This window comes from Williamsia sp. z71 (assembly GCF_059553375.1).
Genome location: NZ_JCANWX010000003.1, coordinates 495,508 through 514,371, shown reverse-complemented (window position 1 = coordinate 514,371; position 18,864 = coordinate 495,508). Strand labels below are relative to the sequence as shown.

At 64.3% G+C, this 18,864-nt stretch carries 17 protein-coding genes; 12 read left to right on the top strand and 5 right to left on the bottom strand.

The window, feature by feature from the left end; genetic code table 11:
* Positions 1-61 precede the first annotated feature (61 nt).
* The gene (locus AC51GR_RS10585) at positions 62-580 is read right to left on the bottom strand and encodes an RNA polymerase sigma factor (RefSeq protein WP_496324582.1); all 519 of its coding nucleotides are present in this window, start codon (positions 578-580) and stop codon (positions 62-64) included.
* A 105-nt stretch (positions 581-685) separates the two neighbouring features.
* Here AC51GR_RS10585 and AC51GR_RS10580 point away from each other — a divergent pair, with 105 nt between their 5' ends.
* Together AC51GR_RS10580 and AC51GR_RS10575 are read left to right on the top strand one after the other, a co-directional pair.
* Positions 686-2,518, top strand: a complete 1,833-nt coding sequence (locus AC51GR_RS10580) for a dynamin family protein (RefSeq protein ID WP_496324581.1) — start codon at positions 686-688, stop codon at positions 2,516-2,518.
* Positions 2,515-3,948 carry a dynamin family protein gene (locus AC51GR_RS10575; protein WP_496324580.1) on the top strand — a complete coding sequence of 478 codons (1,434 nt, stop codon included), beginning with the start codon at positions 2,515-2,517 and terminating at the stop codon, positions 3,946-3,948. The genes AC51GR_RS10580 and AC51GR_RS10575 overlap by 4 nt, the downstream gene beginning before the upstream one ends.
* Positions 3,949-3,955: 7 nt before the next feature.
* Here AC51GR_RS10575 and AC51GR_RS10570 read toward each other — a convergent pair whose 3' ends face one another.
* Complete coding sequence (locus AC51GR_RS10570; protein WP_496324579.1) at positions 3,956-4,657, bottom strand: TetR/AcrR family transcriptional regulator; 702 nt, start codon at positions 4,655-4,657, stop codon at positions 3,956-3,958.
* A 91-nt stretch (positions 4,658-4,748) separates the two neighbouring features.
* Here AC51GR_RS10570 and AC51GR_RS10565 point away from each other — a divergent pair, with 91 nt between their 5' ends.
* On the top strand, positions 4,749-6,245 hold the full coding sequence (locus tag AC51GR_RS10565) for an MFS transporter (protein ID WP_496324578.1): 1,497 nt from the start codon (positions 4,749-4,751) through the stop codon (positions 6,243-6,245).
* A gap of 81 nt (positions 6,246-6,326) precedes the next feature.
* Here AC51GR_RS10565 and AC51GR_RS10560 read toward each other — a convergent pair whose 3' ends face one another.
* Positions 6,327-7,085 (bottom strand): GntR family transcriptional regulator, encoded by a 759-nt coding sequence (locus AC51GR_RS10560; protein WP_496324577.1) that lies wholly within the window; start codon positions 7,083-7,085, stop codon positions 6,327-6,329.
* A 23-nt stretch (positions 7,086-7,108) separates the two neighbouring features.
* Entirely contained in the window at positions 7,109-8,218 is a 1,110-nt protein-coding gene (gene add / locus AC51GR_RS10555; RefSeq protein ID WP_496324576.1) for an adenosine deaminase, read from the bottom strand.
* A gap of 406 nt (positions 8,219-8,624) precedes the next feature.
* On the opposite strand from add, the gene AC51GR_RS10550 reads away from it, so the two are divergent.
* From AC51GR_RS10550 to AC51GR_RS10520, 7 genes are read left to right on the top strand one after another with little or no spacing between them, the layout of a single operon-like run.
* Positions 8,625-9,638, top strand: a complete 1,014-nt coding sequence (locus AC51GR_RS10550; RefSeq protein ID WP_496324575.1) for a BMP family ABC transporter substrate-binding protein — start codon at positions 8,625-8,627, stop codon at positions 9,636-9,638.
* Between the two features lie 46 nt (positions 9,639-9,684).
* Complete coding sequence (locus AC51GR_RS10545) at positions 9,685-11,220, top strand: ABC transporter ATP-binding protein (protein ID WP_496324574.1); 1,536 nt, start codon at positions 9,685-9,687, stop codon at positions 11,218-11,220.
* Positions 11,213-12,310 carry an ABC transporter permease gene (locus AC51GR_RS10540; RefSeq protein ID WP_496324573.1) on the top strand — a complete coding sequence of 366 codons (1,098 nt, stop codon included), beginning with the start codon at positions 11,213-11,215 and terminating at the stop codon, positions 12,308-12,310. Before AC51GR_RS10545 ends, AC51GR_RS10540 begins: the two co-directional genes overlap by 8 nt.
* Positions 12,307-13,263, top strand: a complete 957-nt coding sequence (locus AC51GR_RS10535) for an ABC transporter permease (RefSeq protein WP_496324572.1) — start codon at positions 12,307-12,309, stop codon at positions 13,261-13,263. The genes AC51GR_RS10540 and AC51GR_RS10535 overlap by 4 nt, the downstream gene beginning before the upstream one ends.
* Entirely contained in the window at positions 13,260-14,387 is a 1,128-nt protein-coding gene (locus AC51GR_RS10530; RefSeq protein ID WP_496324571.1) for an acyl-CoA dehydrogenase family protein, read from the top strand. Before AC51GR_RS10535 ends, AC51GR_RS10530 begins: the two co-directional genes overlap by 4 nt.
* On the top strand, positions 14,384-15,760 hold the full coding sequence (locus AC51GR_RS10525; protein WP_496324570.1) for an LLM class flavin-dependent oxidoreductase: 1,377 nt from the start codon (positions 14,384-14,386) through the stop codon (positions 15,758-15,760). Before AC51GR_RS10530 ends, AC51GR_RS10525 begins: the two co-directional genes overlap by 4 nt.
* 31 nt (positions 15,761-15,791) lie before the next feature.
* Entirely contained in the window at positions 15,792-16,541 is a 750-nt protein-coding gene (locus AC51GR_RS10520) for a maleylpyruvate isomerase N-terminal domain-containing protein (protein WP_496324569.1), read from the top strand.
* Positions 16,542-16,664: 123 nt separating this feature from the next.
* Here the strand turns inward: AC51GR_RS10520 and AC51GR_RS10515 are convergent, their stop codons facing one another.
* Positions 16,665-17,240: a TetR/AcrR family transcriptional regulator gene (locus AC51GR_RS10515; RefSeq protein ID WP_496324568.1), complete on the bottom strand. Its 576-nt coding sequence runs from the start codon at positions 17,238-17,240 to the stop codon at positions 16,665-16,667.
* 70 nt (positions 17,241-17,310) lie between these two features.
* On the opposite strand from AC51GR_RS10515, the gene AC51GR_RS10510 reads away from it, so the two are divergent.
* Both AC51GR_RS10510 and AC51GR_RS10505 read left to right on the top strand, forming a co-directional pair.
* On the top strand, positions 17,311-18,357 hold the full coding sequence (locus AC51GR_RS10510) for an aldo/keto reductase (protein ID WP_496324567.1): 1,047 nt from the start codon (positions 17,311-17,313) through the stop codon (positions 18,355-18,357).
* Between the two features lie 33 nt (positions 18,358-18,390).
* On the top strand, positions 18,391-18,747 hold the full coding sequence (locus AC51GR_RS10505) for a VOC family protein (RefSeq protein ID WP_496324566.1): 357 nt from the start codon (positions 18,391-18,393) through the stop codon (positions 18,745-18,747).
* The last annotated feature ends 117 nt before the right edge of the window (positions 18,748-18,864 follow it).

The window sequence follows — 18,864 nt, the reverse complement described above, 5'->3', positions numbered from 1 at the left end:
GGCGACCAAAAGCCCAGGTGGGACCCGCCAAAAGGGCACATCATCGGGGGTGGGGGGGCCGTCAGGAGAGGGTTTCGAGGAGCTTGGCCCGAGCCCGGTTGATGCGGCTCTTGACGGTTTGCACACCGACACCTTGCTGGTCGGCGATCTCCTGATAGGTCAGATCACCGAACTCACGCAGGACGATGGCCTCGCGGAACTCCAGCGGTAGCAGCGCCAGGGCTGCCCGCACGCGGTCGACATCGGCGACCTGGGCATCGACCCGCGGTGCCAGGGATTCGAACTCCGGCGGGCCGTCGGCCGAGGTGTCGAGCCGCTTGCGGATGACGGCCAGCGCCGCGTTGGCAGCGATCCGGTACATCCAGCTGGTGAACTTCGAATCGCCACGGAATTTGCCGATGTTCTGCCAGCCGGCGATCAGCGCGTCCTGCAGCGCATCCTCGGCGTCGTATTTGTTGGCGGTGATCCGCAGGCATACCGCCCAGATCTGATCCCGGTTCCGGGTGACCAGCTCACCAAAGGCCGCTTGATCGCCGTCTTGGCTGCGCAAAACCAGGTCGCGCTCGCTCGTGTCAGTCACTTGATCAATGTCGCAGACCAGGGTGGATGCGGCAGAGTCATCAGTGGAGAAACCCTCCCTTCGACTGACCCCCGACCCCTGCCCCTCGATGACCCGGGAGTGATCGTGACCGCTCGTGCCGACACCGACGCGGTCGAAGCGCTGGACGCCGCCACCGAGGCGCTGCGCAGATACGGACAACCCAAGGCCGCCGACCTTGCCCGGACCCGTTTTCACGCCGCCGACTCCGGGGGTGCAGTGGTGTTCGTCGGCGAGGTCAAGCGGGGCAAGAGCACTCTGGTCAACGCATTGCTCGGACGATCCCTGGCTCCGGTCGGTGTCGACATCACCACCAGCGCCAGCGTCTGGTTCGCACCGCCGGACGAGACCCTGGCGGCCGGGTCTGCGCGACTGGATTTCCCGGACTCGAACCGAGTGATCCCACTGATCGAGCTGCCCGACTGGGTGACGATGGGCGGCAAGCACGTGCAGGACCCCACCATCGAGGCCCTGCCCACCGAAGCCGTCGTGGCCGTCGATCCATTGCATCTACCCGGGCTGACACTGGTCGACACCCCCGGTGCCGGCGGTCTCGATCCCCGGCACGCGCGCCTGGCCCTGACCGCCGCCCGCCGGGCCGGGGCCATCGTGATGGTCTGCGACAGCGCCGCGCCGTTGACCGCGCCCGAGGTCGAGTTCTTGCGGACTGCCACGGAGACCTCCGGGTCGGTGGTGGTGGCGATGACCAAGATCGACAAGAACCGCCGCAATTGGCGGACCATCGCCGACGAGAATCGCGCGATCGTGCGCAGCCGGCTGGGCCGGACCGCGAGCGTGATCGGGGTGTCGGGCACTCGGGCGCTGGCGGCGCTCGACCAGGACCCCGAGCACCGCGAGGAGATACTCGCCGCGTCCGGGATCGAAGATCTCCGCGATGCGATCAACGGACTGCTGGCGTACGGGGAAATCTCTCCGATGCTCGACGGGTTGCAGGTATGCCGCAGCGGTATGCACCGGATGAAGACCCGTCTCGACACGGAAATCGCAGTGGTCCAGGGTGATTCGTCGGCGCTCGACGACCTGAACAAGAAGAAGGCCCGGCTGAAGGACCTGCGCGACCACGGCACCGAGTGGGACCAGCATCTGTCGCGCGACATCACACTGGCCCGGCAACGGGCGACCGCCCAGTTGGACGGTGACCTGAACCGGCTCAAAGAAGACTGGACCGGACGCATCAACGGTGAGGGCTGGGGGATGCTGCGCAAGCAACCCCAGGTGTTCACCGCAGCGATCACCTCCGACCTACAGGCCGCCAGTGCCCGGTCCTTCGACACCTTCGCCTCGGCGTTGCACGACGTGGTGGCGCAACTGTTCGGCAATGACGAGCAATGGGAGGCCATCATGGACTCGGTGGCCGCAACGTTGGTGGCCGAGGACATCAATTCCCCTGAGGTACAGAAGAAATGGAAGGACGTGGTGGACCCCGGAGCGATGATGATGGGATTCATGGGTGCCAACCTGTTGACCGGCGGCATGGTCGGCGGTGCGATCTTCGGGAGTCTGGCGATGGCCATGGTGTTGCCGATCGGGTTGGTGGCCGGCGGTGCCTGGTTGTCGGTCAACCTGGGATACCGCGCGATGCGCAACGGCCGCGCGCACCTGATCACCTGGTTGCGGGAGACGTTGGGGCTCACTAGTAAATCGACGCTGCGGGTGATCGACCGCACGGTCGCGACCGCGCGCGCGCAGATCGTGGTGGCTTATCGCCGACACCTGCGGGCCCAGACCGAGGAGATCAGCGAGCAGATCAACGCCGGCGCCGAGGCCGCCAAGGAAGACAAGGCGACCAGGGACAAGCGCGTACGTGCTTTGACGCGTCGGCAGACCGAGATCGTCTCGCTCATCGAACAACTCGATGCCGCGATCGCCGGACTCGAGAAGGCGAGCACACCACTGTGACCCGGCCACCGGCCCGCCGCACCCGGCCACATGCCCTCCGCGACCAATTGACCGGTGCTCTCGCCCACATCGCACAGATCGACCGCCCCCTCGCTCAGGCCACCGCTCGCATCCGGGATGACCTGTGGGCTCCGCCCCGGGTGGTGGTCGTCGGACGGGTCAAAGCCGGAAAGTCGACACTGGTCAACGCGCTGATCGGCGACCGGGTCGCCGACACCGGCGCCACCGAGTGCACCAAAGTTGTTGCGGTCTATCAGGATGGAGCCCCCGCACGCGCCGAGGTGGTGACCATCGCAGGTGATCGCCATGGTGCCCCGCTGACCGACGGCCGCGTCGGCGAACTGGGCGTCCGGACCGAGGACATCGCATACCTGAACCGCTACCTGCCCAGCCGGTTGTTGCAGAGCATGGTCCTGATCGACACCCCGGGTCTGGCAACCATCACGACCGGCAACGAACAGGCCACCCGCCGGGCGTTGATCGACGGCTTCGGACAAACCCGCGAGGCGTCGGTCAACGCCGATGCGGCAATCTTTCTGTTCGATGCCACTCCCCGGGCCGACGAGGTGCAGTTCTTGCATGACCTCGGTTTCTCGGCGGTCAACACGATCGGGGTGCTGGCCAAGGCGGATACCCTCGGCGAGGGCGCTTTTGGCGATATCGATCCGATCGAGGAAGCGCAAAAGCGGTCCGGTGCCATCGCGGCGTCGTTGGCGGCCGGTCTCCTCACCGTCCAACCGGTGGCGGGCCTGCTGGCCCAGACCGCGCACACCGGTCAGTTCACCGAAGCCGACGCCGATGCGCTGGCCGCACTCGCCGGACTCTCCGATCTACAGCTGGAGCGCTGGCTCGAATCCCCGACGCCAGCGATCGGCACCGACGCACAACGCGACCGATTGCTGGATCTGTTGGGCGAGTATGGCCTTCGGCACGCGCGTGGCGTCGCCGTCCGGGGCGCGCACGCCGTCAACGCCTGGTTGCAACAACATTCGCGGGTCGACGAGCTGCGCGCCAACATCGACGTCAACCTGACCCGTTCGATTCTGATCACCCGGGCGGTGGCGGCCTGCACCGAGATCGAGCATCTGGCCCTGTCCCATCCGGCCGACGGACAGATCAGGTCGATCCTGCGCCAGGTGCGCCGAAGTCCTCAGGCCCACACGATGGCGGAGTTCAAGGCGCTGGGTTCTCTGACGCAGACCGATCCCGAATCACCCTGGGTGAGCGAACTCCGACAGGTCTTGGTCGGCTCGGGGATCGGTGGCCGTGTCGGGCTGCCGCCCCACGCCGACCGCAGCGCGATCGTCGCCGAACTCGACCGGCGGCTGCGGCGGGTGCACGCCGCCGGACTGCTCGGCGGTTCGGCGGCCGAAGAGGAGGCCGTTGCTGTTCTGCTGCACACCTATTCGATGATGCGCCGCGCGGTCTAGATGAACCTCAGATGGACTTTCCGATCTGATGGGCAGCAAATATCTCTGACAACTGCGCCTCCGTCAGCGCCGGACTCTCCAACGGCGTCAGGCTGGTTCGTGATGCCCGGATACCGTCGATGATCATGCCCATCGTCCGGCGCCACAGGTCCGGGTTGTGCGATCTCGCGAACTGAGCGGTGGCCTGGATCGAGAAGGCCAGCACCGGGAGGTCGGTCGCCTCAAAATCGGCGCGGAGCTCACCGGATTCTTTCGCCCGCAACACAAGGCGATCAGCGGCCTCGTTGATTGTGGCCTGGGCCGCGGTGATGTGTTCGGCCAGTTCGAGGCTGGCACCTGTCGTCTGTGGAATCGACGGTGCACCGGCGAACACCAGGTCCCTCATGACCCGATCGTCGGCCATCATCGTCGCGCTGGAATAAAGGAACCGGAGTAGACCCTCCCATGGATCGGCGAGCGCCTCGGCATCACCGACCATGGCCGCAACATCCCCGAGTCGCTCTGCATAGAGCTCCTCGATGAGCGCTTCTTTGCTCTCGAATCGCCGATAGATCGTGCCGACGCCCACACCGGCGTGGCTGGCCACATCGGCCAGTTTCGCGCCGAGGCCCTGGGCCGCGAACACCTCCCGAGCAGCCACGAGGATGCGTTGGTGGTTCTCCCTCGCATCGGCCCGCAGCACGTCGGACGTGTCTCCTGTCTGCGCCATGGCTACAGCATAGCGCTAAGTGGAATCACCGATTCCGCTCTGGTACCCTCAATCGGAATCACCTATTCCGCTTCCGTAGTTGAAAGAGAACATGTCTACAACCCAAACTTCGCCGTCGCGAGAATCGACCGGCTCCAAACATCGCTGGCTGATCCTTGCCGTGCTCGCGGTCGCCCAGCTCATGGTCGTCCTGGACGCCACCATCGTGAACATCGCGCTCCCCGAAGCCCAGCAAGACCTGGGTTTCAGCGATGGTGATCGGCAATGGGTGATCACTGCTTACTCGCTCGCTTTCGGCAGCCTGCTGTTGATCGGCGGCCGGATCAATGACCTGTTCGGTCGCAAGAACTCCTTCATCATCGGCCTGATCGGCTTCGCAGCGGCCTCGGCACTCGGTGGCTGGGGACCGAGCTTCGAGATCCTGGTCGCCGCCCGTGCACTGCAGGGCGTCTTCGGTGCCCTGCTCGCACCCGCAGCGCTCTCGCTGCTCGCCGTGACGTTCGCCGGATCACCGGATCGCGGCAAGGCCTTCGGTATCTTCGGTGCCGTCGCCGGCGCCGGTGCCGGCATCGGTCTCCTGCTGGGAGGCGTTCTCACCGAGTACATCTCGTGGAATTGGTGCCTGTACGTCAACGTGATCTTCGCGCTGGCCGCCCTGGTCGGCGCAATCATGTTGCTCCCCAAGCACATCAAGGCCGGCACCAGGACCCCGATCGACTGGGCCGGGACCATCCTGGTCACCGTCGGCCTGTTCCTCATCGTCTACGGATTCGCCAATTCCGAGACCAAGGGGTGGACCGACAGCATGACATTGTTCCCGCTAGTCATCGGACTCGTGCTCCTCGGCGTGTTCGGCTGGGTGCAGACCAAGGTTGCTCATCCACTGCTGCCCCTGCGAATCCTGCTCGACCGGATGCGCGGCGCGTCCTACCTCGTCATGCTCATCTCCTCGATCGGCATGTTCGCGGTGTTCCTGTTCTTGACCTTCTACCTACAGAAGACCCTGGGATTCAGTCCGGTCGAAACCGGTCTGGCATTCCTGCCGATGGTGCTGTCGATCGGTATCACCGCGGCGGTCTCCGGTTCGGTGCTCATCACCCGGTTGAGCCCCAAGGTGATGGTGGCCGTCGGCCTGACCGTTGCTGCGGTGGGCATGGCCCTCTTGACCAGGATCGAGGTCGACAGTTCTTACCTCAGCACTGTGGTCCCCAGCCTGATCATGATCGGCATCGGGATGGGCACCGTCTTCGCCAACGCCATCAGCCTGTCGACCTTTGGCGTCGCGGCGAGCGATTCCGGAGTTGCGTCGGCGGCGGTCAACACCGCGCAGCAGGTCGGTGGATCCATCGGCGTGGCACTGCTGAGCAGCTTTGCCGCCACCTCGGCCGAGAACTACGTCAGCGACCACAGCCCCTCCGGCCCAGATGGCATGCAGGCCATCATGGAAGGCGCCTCGATGGCCAGCTACCACACCGCATTCTGGTGGGCTGCAGGGTTCTTCGCCCTTGGTGCGGTGATCGCCGGGGTGATCTACCCCAACAAGATCCCCGAGATCGACCCGAACGCCGAACCCGTCATCGCGCACTGATGCGCTGACAGACCGACAACAAAGCCGCCGGATCCGAGTTCATCGGGTCCGGCGGTTTCTGTCATCAGTGGGCCCAGGATGTCATCCGGCCGCCCACGGCGGACGGACGGTGCGGAGCAGCGAATAGGTCACGAACTCGGGATGGTGATGCTCGAAGGCGTAGAACAAGCGGCGGCCACTGGCGCCGACGCCGATGAGTTCCAGTGTCATGACGGCTGATCCGACCGGCATCTCCAGCAGATCGGCCAGTTCTTCGTCGAGGGCCACCGCACCCGGTGTCGCAACCTCCCAGACCAGCGATTCGCCCCAGGCCTCGGTGACCGCGGTGAAGACCGAGTCGTCGAGTTCACGCTCCGACGCGTCGGGCATGAGCAGATATCCGGATGCCAGCATCGCCGGCTTGCCGTCGGCCCGCCAGCGCTTGACCATCTTCAGCGCCGGTGCGCCGGGTTCCGCATCGAGCAGCGTTGCGACGTTCTCGGGCAATGGTTCGAGTCGCGAGACCCTGACCTCGACCTCTGATCGATAACCCATGAGTTTCAGCAACTCGGTGTGCTCGAACTGGTCCTCGAGGCGCACGTTCATCCGGAGTCCCACCGGGTCGACAGTGGTGGCCGCACCCTGCCGCCGTCGCAGCACGCCCTGGCGTTCGAGTTCGGATAGCGCCCGCCGCAGCTGCTGGCGGGTACAGTTCAAGCGCGCGATCAGATCCAACTCGCCCGGCAACGGATTGTCCGCTGCCGACGCCTCCCGTACATAACGCAACAGCTCGCGGTTGACGCGCGCATCCTCGGTCTCTCCGGTCACCGTGAATCCGCCGGGTCCGTGGCTGCGGTTCATCGCGTCTCCTGTCTGGATGGCAGTTACATGGACGGCAGGGGTGAGAAACCCTGCGCAAGCTCGAATTGGTCGATCTGTTGAACCAGAGCGGTTTTGGTGTCGTCATCGGCGAAGGACGCAGCCACGGACGCCCTGGCGAACCCGATCAGATCCGACTCGTCGAGACCAAACGTCGCCGCGCATACGGCCCAGTCCCCCTCCAGCGTCGAACCCAGCAAACCCGGATCGTCGGTGTTGATGGTGACATTCACACCCGCGTCCCGAAGTCGGATCAACGGATGCTGCGACCAATCGTCGTAGATGCCCAGGATGACATTGGATCGAGGACAGATGCCAAGCGGGATCTGCGTCTGGATCAGATGCTCGACCAGCCGCTGGTCCTCGATGGCCCGGACACCGTGATCAACTCGCTCGGTCTGCAGGAGGTTCACCGCATCCCACACACCTTCCGGCCCACTCGATTCGCCTGCATGCACGGTGCGACGGAGCCCGGAGCGGCCCGCGAGAGCGAAGGCGTCGGCGAACTTTGCGCTGACCCGTCCCGATCTCCGTTCGTCACCGTCGACCGAGATCGCCAGGACATGTCTCGGCCGCGAATGGGCGATCCACTCGACAAGCTCGACAGCATCGGTTGCCGATTGTGAACGCAGCAATGAGACACACAGGCGAATCTGGGCGAGTCCGTCCTGATGCGCCTCGTCGAGGCCGGCCGCGAACGCGTCGAACAACTCGGGCAGGCGGTCCCGCCAGGCACTCCAGTGGCAGGGGTTGATGATGACGTCGGAGTATGCGATCCCGGATGCGGTCTGCCGCGCCGCGAACCGATAGGCATGTCGGGCCGCCTGTTCGGGCGTCCGGATCAATCCGCAACCCCAGTCGAGAAACTGCAGAAACGGCGTCAGTCCGGCCTCGGCCGCAGGGGTGCCGCCGCCTGCGTCGAAACCCTCCCCGATCTTCTGCAGAAGGGTTGCCGCCGGACGTGGCAACGACTCACCGGCGGCCTTCACCAGATCCATCAGGTCGACGAGTTCAAAGCCGCCTTCGAGGTGAACGTGCACTTCTGCCTTGGGCAACGATCGGATCCAGCCCTCGTCGATACGTGGCGCGGAGGCAGAGACGGATTCGACACTCATGTGACACACATTCCTTAGAAGTTTTGAGGAGGTATGCCCCACCGAGGGCATTCACACTGCACTGCAGCGGCGGGATCTTGTTGATAAGTTATCACCACCTCGGTCGCGAAGCTCCACAACCGGCGCACGACCACTTCGTCACGACCGCACGTCCGTAACCCGGACCACTGCACCACAGTTACTCGCCTATGTGCGAAATAGATTGATAACAAACCGATTTAGTGAATCACCACAGAGTCGTGGTGCAGTGACGCTCCGTATCACCCGGAGCCCGCCCCGTCAAACGCAAGACCGGTTTTACGCGCCGCGGTTTTGTTTCTTTCGTGGGGCGGGTCGCATGAAGATACTTATCAACAAGTTGAGCGCAGCTCTCAACACTGGGTCCTTCCGCCAAGAAAGCCGCATCATGAAACTTCGCAAGAGCCTTGCCGTCCTGCTCGCCATACCCCTGGTGGCCGCGTTTGCCGCCTGCTCATCCGACTCCGATGCCGACGCCGATTCGGGCAAACCCAAGGTCGCAATCGTGCTCGGCGGCTTGGCAAATGACGGCGGCTTCAGCCAGTACGCCGCGGATGCCGGCAACACACTCCAGGACGAGGGCGCGATCTCGCTGCAGATCCGCGAGTCGGTCACCACCTCTTCCGATGCCGAAGCTGCCTTCCGCCAATACGCCTCGCAGGGTTACGACCTCATCATCGGATGGGGTCTGGACTTCGCGAACTCCATCTTCACCGTCGCCTCGGAACTCCCCGACGCTCATTTTGTGGCCACTGGTTCGGCCGACATACTCGAAAAGGCCACACCCAACGTCGAAACCTGGACATACGCCAGTGACCAGCAGGGATACCTCACCGGGTGGATCGCCGGAAAGACCGGTCTGTCGCCGATCGGCGTTGTCGAAGGACAGCTCGCCCCGTTCAACGAGATCACCCACAAGGCGGTCAGCGTCGGTCTCGACGTGACAAGTCCGGCAGCCGTCGAATTGCCCCCGATCTTCACCGGCAGCTGGACCGACACCTCTCTGGCCAACCAGGCGACGAAGGCCCAGATCGCTTCCGGCGCAAAGCTCATCGTCACCGGGGCCGAGGCGTACACACCGGGCGTGCTGTCGGCGGCCAAGGCAGCGAACGTGGCCACACTGGGCGCATCGAGTGCATCGTCATCGGACGCACAGGCCGTCAACATCGGGCTGGTGAAGCTCGACTTCACCCCCACGCTGCGGGAGATCGTGGCGCAGCTGAACAACAAAACCTTCGGCGACCACGCGTACACCTCCACCATCGCCAACAAGGGCCTGATCTACGCCGATGGCAACAAGCCGGCGGCTGCGCCCAACCTGCCCGATGACATCGCCGAGCAGGTCAATGAGCTTGCTGCACAGCTTGCCTCGGGTGCGGTCACGATCCCGCCGATCAGCTGACCTGACAGGCACAGATCGATCAACGAGACGGCACGGGAATCGGTAGATGGTGAAACAACTTTCGTTGCACGGTGTTTCCAAGAGCTTCGGCGCCGCCCGCGCGCTCGACCACGTGGACCTCACCATCGCCCCCGGAACCATCCATGCTCTCATCGGTGAAAACGGCGCCGGTAAGTCGACGGCACTGAAGATCTTGGCCGGTCTCGAACAACCGACCTCCGGGTCGGTTGTTCGAGACGGTCAATCGATTGTGCTCCCGAACCGGACCGCAGCGATCCGCGCCGGAATCGGTTTGGTCGCACAGCAACTCAGCCTCAATCCGGAACTGACACTGGCCGAGAACCTGATCTTGAATCAGTCCGAGCGCATCGCCTCCCGCACTCGGGCCTCCAGAGCGCTCGACCGGGTGGCCACCGAGGCCGGCCTGGTACTCCGGACCAACACCCCGGTCCGCAATCTGGGTTTCGCGCAACGCCAACTCGGCGAGCTGGCGATCGCTCTGGCCCAGGGCGCCGACATCCTCCTGCTCGACGAACCCACCTCTGCACTGGGCCCCAACGAGACGGATACTCTTTTCGCGCGACTCAAACTTCTTGCGGAAAATGGTGTCTCGGTCCTCCTGATCACCCATCGCTTGGCCGATGCGCGCTCTGTCGCCGACGATGTCACCGCACTCTCGCGTGGCCGCGTCACCCTTGCCGCATCCATGTCCGCTACCACCGACGACGATCTCGTCACCGCGATGGTCGGGGCGGCGCCAGAGGTGATCGTGCCGAGTCCGTTTGGCGGCGGCGAGCAACGACTGATCCTCGATCGGGTCAGCATCAACTCACCCGATCAGGTCTCCCTGGACTCGGTCAGCTTCACCGTCCGGCGAGGCGAGATCGTCGGTGTACTGGGTGTCGCAGGCAACGGCCAGAGCTTGCTCGCCGCCGCGGCAGTCGGCATGGTTCCCCTCGCCGGCGGTTCGATCACCGTCGACGGCATCGACATCGCCGGTCACCCGCGCCGTGCACACGAAGCCGACGTCGCCTACGTCCCCGAGGTTCGTGCCGACTTCCTGCTGCCCGACTCCCCCATCACCCATTCCGCGGTGTTGCGCAGGCTCGGTGGCAACCTCGGTGGTCCCAAGCCATTTCGTCGTTTCGGGATGATGGACGCCAGGTCCATCCGGGCGTTTGCATTCGACCTCTGCAAGCGCCACGACGTCCGACCGCTCGACGTCGGTGTCCACGCGGGTGCACTGTCCGGCGGAAACCAGCAGAAGTTGCTGGTCGGGCGGGAACTCGACGGGCATCAGCCCACCGATGCCCCGGCCGTGGCCGTATTGCACGGCCCCACCCAGGGCCTTGATCTGGGTGCTGCGGCCGCAATTCGCGGAGAGATACGCAAAGCCGCGGCCAAGGGCACGGCGATCCTGCTGGTGTCGGCAGATCTCGACGAAGTCCGCGAACTGTCTCATCGAATCCTGGTGATGGCCAAGGGCCGGATCGTCGATCAGTTCGACACTGCCGACTTCGACATCGGGCGTTTCGGCCGCGCGGCAGCCGGTCTCACCAGCGGGGGTCAGATCAATGCCTGATCTCCTACGCCGGTTCGCAGGTACCCGCGGACTGGTGCTCGCCGGGCTCTATCTGTTTGCCGGACTCGCCATCGTCGCGGTGATGATCGCGAGTACGGGCGGCAGATTGGATGTTGCGCTATCCGGTTGGTTCACCGGCGCATTCGGCGGCGGCTACAACCTCACTCAGACGCTGTCCGATGCGACGCCGTTGGCATTGGTTGCCCTCGGTGCGTCGATCGCACTCCGCGCGGGGATCATCACGGTCGGCGCGGAGGGCCAGTTGATCCTCGGTGCCACCCTCTCGGCGGCGGTCGCCTTTGCGCTGGGAACATCGGTGCCGTCGCCGGTGGCGTTGACACTCGGCGCCATCGCGGGCGGAATCGGCGGCGCGTTGTGGTCGTTGATCCCGGCCATCGCCAAGGTGCGTTGGGGTGTCAACGAGATCCTGTCCACGCTGCTGGCGAACTATCTGGCCGCTTTCCTGCTGACCTATTTGTTGCGCAACCAACTGCGCGACGAACAGACCGCGGCCAGCCCCCAGAGCGCGGTACTTCCGAAACCGTCTCTGGTCCCCCAACTTCCGGTCGATGGCCGAATCCACGTCGGCATCGTGATCGTTGTCATCATCCTTCTGGCCGCCTGGTGGTGGACGCGGACACCGTCGGCCTTCCTGTTCGATGTCTACGGCAAACGGCCCCTCCTGGCATCCCGGCTGGGTCTGACCCCGATGCGCGCCGTCCTCTCCGCGATGCTGATCTCCGGGCTGTTCGCCGGTATGGCCGGTTGGATGCAGGTCGCCGGTGTCACCACCCGACTGGAACCGAACGTCGCAGGCGGTATCGGTTTCGCGGGTCTGGCGGTGGCCGTGCTCGGGCGGGGAAATCCGGTCGGAATCGCGCTGGCAGCAGTGGTTTACGCAGCGTTGGGCACCGGCGCGGCAGGTGTGCAGATGGCCACCGGGACCACTCCGACCGCCATTGGCACCGTCAGCCAGGGCATTCTGCTGTTGACCGCGGCGCTCGCCCTGGCAGCGATCAAACTGTTGCCGCGTACATCTGCACCAGAACCCCGCACCGACTCACAGAAGGTCGAGGTGGCCGCCGGATGAACACCATCGACTTCTGGACAATCGTCATCGCAGGAGCACTGGCACTGTGCTCACCGATCATCCTTGCCGGAATCGGTGAGATCTTCCTCGAACGAACCGGCGGCTTCAACGTTGGCATCGAGGGAATGATGTTGATCGGCGCGGTCTTCGGTGTCCTCGGATCAAGTGTCGGCGGTGTCTGGTTCGGCGTACTGTCCGGAATTTCCCTCGGTGCGCTGTCGGGTTTACTACTCGGCCTTGCCTCGTCGATGGCCGGAGCCGACATCATCATCGTCGGAATCGCCATCGGGCTCATCGGTTCAGGTCTGAGTATCTTCCTATACCAGTCGATCAACCCCGCCGGTTCCACCAATACCGCGGTCGACACCCAGCCAGAACTGAATATCTCACTCCTGGATGGGATCCCGTTGATCGGAACCGGACTCGCCGAAGCCGGGGTGTTCTTCTACCTGACCTTGGTCCTGGTCGTGGTGTCCTGGTTTGTGCTGACCCGGACGCGATTCGGGCTACGCCTGCGCTCGGTGGGCGACGACCCGGCTGTGGCGATCATCCGCGGCATCTCACCGGCCCGTTACCGACTCACCGCAGCCGTGATCGCCGGCGCGTTCGCCGGACTCGGCGGGGCTGTGGTGTCCCTGTCGAGCATCGGTATCTTCTCGCCGGGGATGACCGGCGGCGCGGGATTCATCGCACTGGCCGTGGTGATCATTGGACGCCGGAACCCTTTTGGCCTGGTGGCCGGGGCCCTGCTGTTCTCTTTCTTCAACAGCCTGGCCCTACTCGCCCAGACCCGTAACCTCGGCCTGCCCGTCGAACTGTTCCAGTCCCTTCCGTATCTGGCCACGTTCGCCGTTCTGTGTGTGGTGTCGCGCCGCATACACCTCGGACGTGGCCGAACACCGCGAGCGGCCGACGCTCCGGCAACAATCCGTCCGAAAGAAGGAGTCCGATGACCACCCCGCAACTGTCCGCGCGTGAAGAAGAACGCGCGTTGATCGAGTCGATCGCCGAACTGGCAACCGGTTTCGCAAAGACGGCGCCCGACTACGACGACCGCGCCGAAATCGCGGTCGGCAATCTCGACGCGCTGCACGCGGCCGGATTGAACACGGCAGTCCTTCCCCAGCATCTGGGCGGATCGGGCCTGAGCTACCTGGGCTTCGGCAAGATCGTGCGACTGCTGGCCAAGGCCGACCCGTCGACCGCAACGATCTGGACGATGCACTCGGGTGCCGGTGTCGGTTTGTCCGAGCTCACCCGAGAGGTCGCCGGCTCATTCTTCGCCGACGAGTTCTTGGCAGGTAAGAGATTTGCCAACGCTTTGTCCGAACCCACCAGCGGAAACCGCTTCCTCAATCCCACGCAGGAAGCCGAGGCAGCACCCGGTGGCTGGATCCTCAACGGCGCAAAGCGGTTTGTCTCAGGTAGCGAGATCGCCGACTACCTACTGGTCAATGCGTTGGTCGAGGGTGCCCCCACGTTCTTCGGCGTGATCCCGGACGACACGGTCACCATCATCCCGATCTGGGACACACTCGGGCTGCGAGCCACCCGAAGTCAGCTGCTCTCGTTCGAGAACACCCTGATGCGCCAGGAGTACCGTGGCCGCGCTCCCGGATTCGGTGACTTCGCGATCATTCCGGCCGGGCTGCCCGCCATCTCCCTGGGTATCGCCGATGCGGCACTGGCAGCGATCGTCGAACACGCATCGTCCCGCGTGATCCTGAACAAGCCTCTCTCCCATCAGCAGTGGGTTCAGCATGAGGTCGCCGACGCCCATGTCCGGCTCGAAGGCGCGCATGCGCTCTACGAACGAGGCCTGCAGGAAGCGGACAACGGCGATCCCGCGTTCTTCGGCGACCTCACCCGCGCCAAGTACCTGGCCAACAAGGTCGCGGTGGATGTGGCGCAGCTCGCGGTCCGGATCGGCGGTGCCACCGGCTATCTCAAGAAGTCGCCGATCCAGCGTCACCTGCGTGACGCCCAGGCCGGTCAGTTGATGGCGTACTCGACCGAGGTCCTTGCCGGACTCGTCGGCCGCGAGGTGCTCGGGGTGAAAGAGGAACAGTCACAATGACGCATCGACCGCGGATGATCTTCAACGCGTTCAACATCTTTTCCGTCTCCCACCACGATCAGGGGATGTGGGCCTGGCCGGGCAGCAAGCAGCTCGACTACAACTCGATCGATTACTGGGTCGAGTGCGCCAAACTTCTCGAGCGCGGCTACTTCGACACCCTCTTCTTCGCCGACGTGCTCGCGCCCTACGAGTCGTTCTCCGGGTCGCGCGAGACCGCGGTTCGCAGTGGCATGCAGTTTCCCATCAACGATCCCGGCGAACTCATCCCGGCGCTCGCGTACGCCACCGATGAGCTCGGATTTGTTCTCACCCAGAATATCCTGCAGGAGCCGCCGTATTCCTTCGCCCGCAAGATGTCGACCCTCGATCACCTCACGCGGGGCCGCATCGGTTGGAACATCGTGACTACGTTCCTGGCCGGCGCCGGCCGCAATCTGGGGTTGTCCGGACTTCCCGAACACGAGGACCGATACGGCCGCGCCGACGACTTCGTCGAGGTCGTCTACAAACTGTGGGAGGCCAGCTGGGAGGACGATGCGGTGATCCGCGACATCGCCACCCAGCAGTATGCCGATCCGGCCAAGGTCCACGAGATCAACCACGTCGGACCGTTCTACGACGTCGTCGGGCCACACTTGTGCGAGCCTTCACCGCAGCGGACACCGTTCCTCATCCAGGCCGGTGTCTCTCCACGTGGGCGCGACTTCGCAGGCCGAAATGCGGAGGGGCTGTTCATCAATGCGCTCAACCCCGACGAAGCAGCACCGATCGTCTCAGATGTACGGGCGGCCGCCCGGCGGCACGGACGCAATCCCGGCGACGTGAAACTGCTCGGGATCCTCGGTTTCGTCGTGGGCAGTACCGAGGAAGAGGCCCATCGGCTGCAGGACGAGATCACCGACTTCCAGAGCATCGAAGCAAATCTCGCCAAACAGAGTGTCTTCCTCGGATACGACTTCGGACAACTCGACCCGCACGAACCCATCGGGGAAATCGCCAAACGCCCGGAAGGACGGGAAGGTATTGTCGCGAAGCTGATCTCGATGGCACCGCGTCAGTCGATGACCATCGGTGAATTGGTCCGCTGGTTCGGCAACCTGCGTGAGGTCGGCACACCCGAGCAGATCGCCGACCGCATCGAGGCCTGGCAGGATGCCGGAGTCGACGGCATGAACGTGCAGTACGTCGTGTCGCCGGGTTCCTTCGAGGACTTCGTTGAACACGTGTCGCCGGTACTGCGCAAACGCGGGATCATGCAGGAGAGCTACTCCCCGGGCACACTGCGCGAGAAGATCTTCCCCGGCAAGGGCCCCTACCTGCCCTACGAACATCGGGCCCGGCAGTTCCGGCGCTCAGCGTTTGGTGGATGACCTCCTCCGACCGAAGCGGTACTGTCCGAAGGTGGACTACTCCAATGCGCTTGTGGAAGAGAACCGTCTGTTCGGCGCGCTGATCCGGCAGGCAGATCCGGCTCATCCGGTGCCGACGTGTCCGGAATGGACCGTCCAGCAACTGTTTCGCCATGTCGGACGTGGTGACCGCTGGGCCGCTACGATCGTTGCCGAACAGCGGGATTCACCCCTCGATCCACGAACGGTCGCCGGAGGGAAGCCGCCCGCCGATCCGGATCAGGCGATCGACTGGCTGCACGACGGAGCCCAGAAGTTGATCGACGCGGTCGCCGGCACCGGCCCCGATACCCCGGTCTGGACGTTCCTCGGGCCCCGTCCCGCGGCCTGGTGGATCCGCCGTCGCCTCCACGAGGCGACGGTCCATCGAGCAGATGCCGCATTGGCGCTGGGTCTTCCCTATGAGCTGAGCCCGGCCCTTGCCGCCGACGGCATCTCCGAGTGGCTCGACCTCCTCTCCCAGCCCGGCTCAGGCAGGCCGGCTCCCCTCGAGTCGGGGTCCACGTTGCACCTGCACGCCTTCGAGGACACCCTCGGCAGCGCCGGTGAATGGTCGGTCAGTCGTGGCGATGATGCGATCGCCTGGGACAACAGTCACACCAAGGCCGGAGCAGCGGCACGTGGTCGCGCAATGGATCTCCTACTCGCACTGACCCGTCGTCTGTCGGCAACCGAGGCAAACGTCGAGGTGCTCGGCGATCATCAGATCTGGGAGACCTGGCTCGCGCGCACAGCGTTCTGACATCGCCTGGGCCGCAGTCGAATTGCCGCTGACAGGAAACTGACAGAAAATCGCGGCCGTCGACAGTCGGTGGCGCGTGGGTCAGCAGGTGGGATCAGCTCCGGCATGATGCCGTTGACCGGGTCAGTCGTTCTTCCCAGGGAGGTTGTCATTCTGGTCATCCACACTGCGGATCAGCGTCAGCAAGGCCCCACTGAAGGGTGCGGAGTCGACATCTCCGCAAACGGCGAGCTGCTGGCTGTAGCCGACACAGATGGCCACAAACGCTTCGGCGACCTGTTCTGTGCGAGCACCCCGGCCTCCGGGTAGGAGGGCCACGACTTTGTCGCGTAGGGCTGCAAGTTGTTGTTGGACGACCTCAGCCAACGCCGGAGACAGCGCGGCCTCGGCGTAGATCTGCGACACGAGTCGAGCATGCCCGGTCTCCCGGGCCAGGGTTCGGGTGTGCTCGAGGAAGTCATGGATGGCGGCGGCTGTCAGGGCTTCGGGGAACGCGTTGCTGCCCTGCTCGCAGACTGCGATGACAACCTCATCCTTGCTGCGGAAATAGCGATAGATTGCGCCGATCGAAAGTCCCGCCTCGGCGACGATGTCGGCCATCGAGGTACCGGCGAATCCCTGATCGGCGAACCGGTTGCGCGCGGCCTCCACGATCTGTTGACGCCGCGCGTCGAGGTGCTCTTGGGCTACCTTTGGCATAAAGAATGATCCTTCGTTTTATTTGATACGCTCCACGGAGCATACGCCCGCAAGTACCTCAGGAGCACTCATGCGTTACCAGACCTTCGGACGCAAGACAGGACTTCGGGTCTCTGAATACGCGCTCGGAACCGCGAACTTCGGCACCACGAGCACCAGCGCCGGCCCTGAAGTCTCCCGCCAGATCTTCGATTCCTTCGTAGCTGCCGGGGGCACCACATTCGATACGTCCAACCTGTACCAAGCAGGGGAGGCCGAAACCATGCTCGGGTCGCTCCTGGGCAAGGATCGCGACGATTTCGTGGTCATCACCAAGTACAGCGGCACTCGTCGGGATCAGCCGCGCCCCGGCACGACCGGGAACAGTCGCAAGACCATGGTTCGCTCGTTGGAGGAGAGCCTGCGGCGGCTGGGCACCGACTATGTGGACGTGTTCATGCCGCATTTCCCGGACGGCACCACTCCGCTGGAGGAGATCCTGGGCGGTTTCGATGACCTTGTGCGCTCCGGAAAGATGCTGCACGGCGGTTTGTCGAATTTCCCGGCCTGGCGGACCGCCGGTGCCGCCGTGCGAGCGGACCTACAGGGCCTTGCTCCGCTCGTTGGCATACAAACCGAGTACAGCCTCGCCGAACGATCCGCGGACAGAGAGCTTTTACCGATGGCTCAAGCGCATGGTTTGGGAGTGATGCTCTACTCCCCGCTCGCCGGCGGACTGCTCACCGGCAAATATCGCCAGGGTCAGACCGGTCGGTTGGCACTTCGCGGAGGCGCGGTCGAGGGAAGCCCGCAAAAGACCTCGGTGGTCGATGCGGTGCTCCGCATCGCGGAAGAGATCAACAGTGACCCCCTCCAAGTTTCACTGGCATGGTTACGTCACCGCATCGCGCCGACGACCACAGCCATGATCCCCATTGTTGGACCCTCCTCCCTCGCACATCTCGAGGCCTACCTGAAGTCCCTCGACATGGAACTCGACGAGCAGCACCATCGACACCTCGACGAGGTCAGCGCGCCCCGATACGGCACCCCACATGACGATGTCTCAGCAGCGCTGAGCAATGGATTCGACGGGGACCGTGGCTTGCTCGAACTCCTGCCCATCCCCGTCATCTGAACCCGAACACCCAACACCCGATCCCAGGACATCATGACCACCACCTTCATCGGCATCACGTACGACGCCCACGACGCCGGACGCATCGCCCGGTTCTGGGCCGCCGTCCTCGGACGTGAGGTCGCCAATGGCGCCTCCCCCATGCACGCCACCCTTCTGGCTGCCGAACCCGCCACCAGCGGACCCCGCATCACCTTCCTCCAGGTTCCCGAGGGCAAGACGGTCAAGAACCGCCTCCACATCGACCTCGCATCGACCGAGTACGACGAGGAACTGAAACGCATACTCACCCTCGGAGCGACCATCCTTGCCGAGCAAAGCGCAGGCAGTTTGCGTTGGACCACTCTCGCCGACCCCGAAGGCAACGAGTTCGATCTCATCGCGGGGTGAGCGGAGCCTCGTCCTGTAGTTACGAGGCGCTCGATTTCGCTTGTGGCAGCGCTCTTCCGGTCACTGGGTTCGAAATTCTCCCGAGTAGTCGACGTCGACATTTCCGACGTCGTCGGA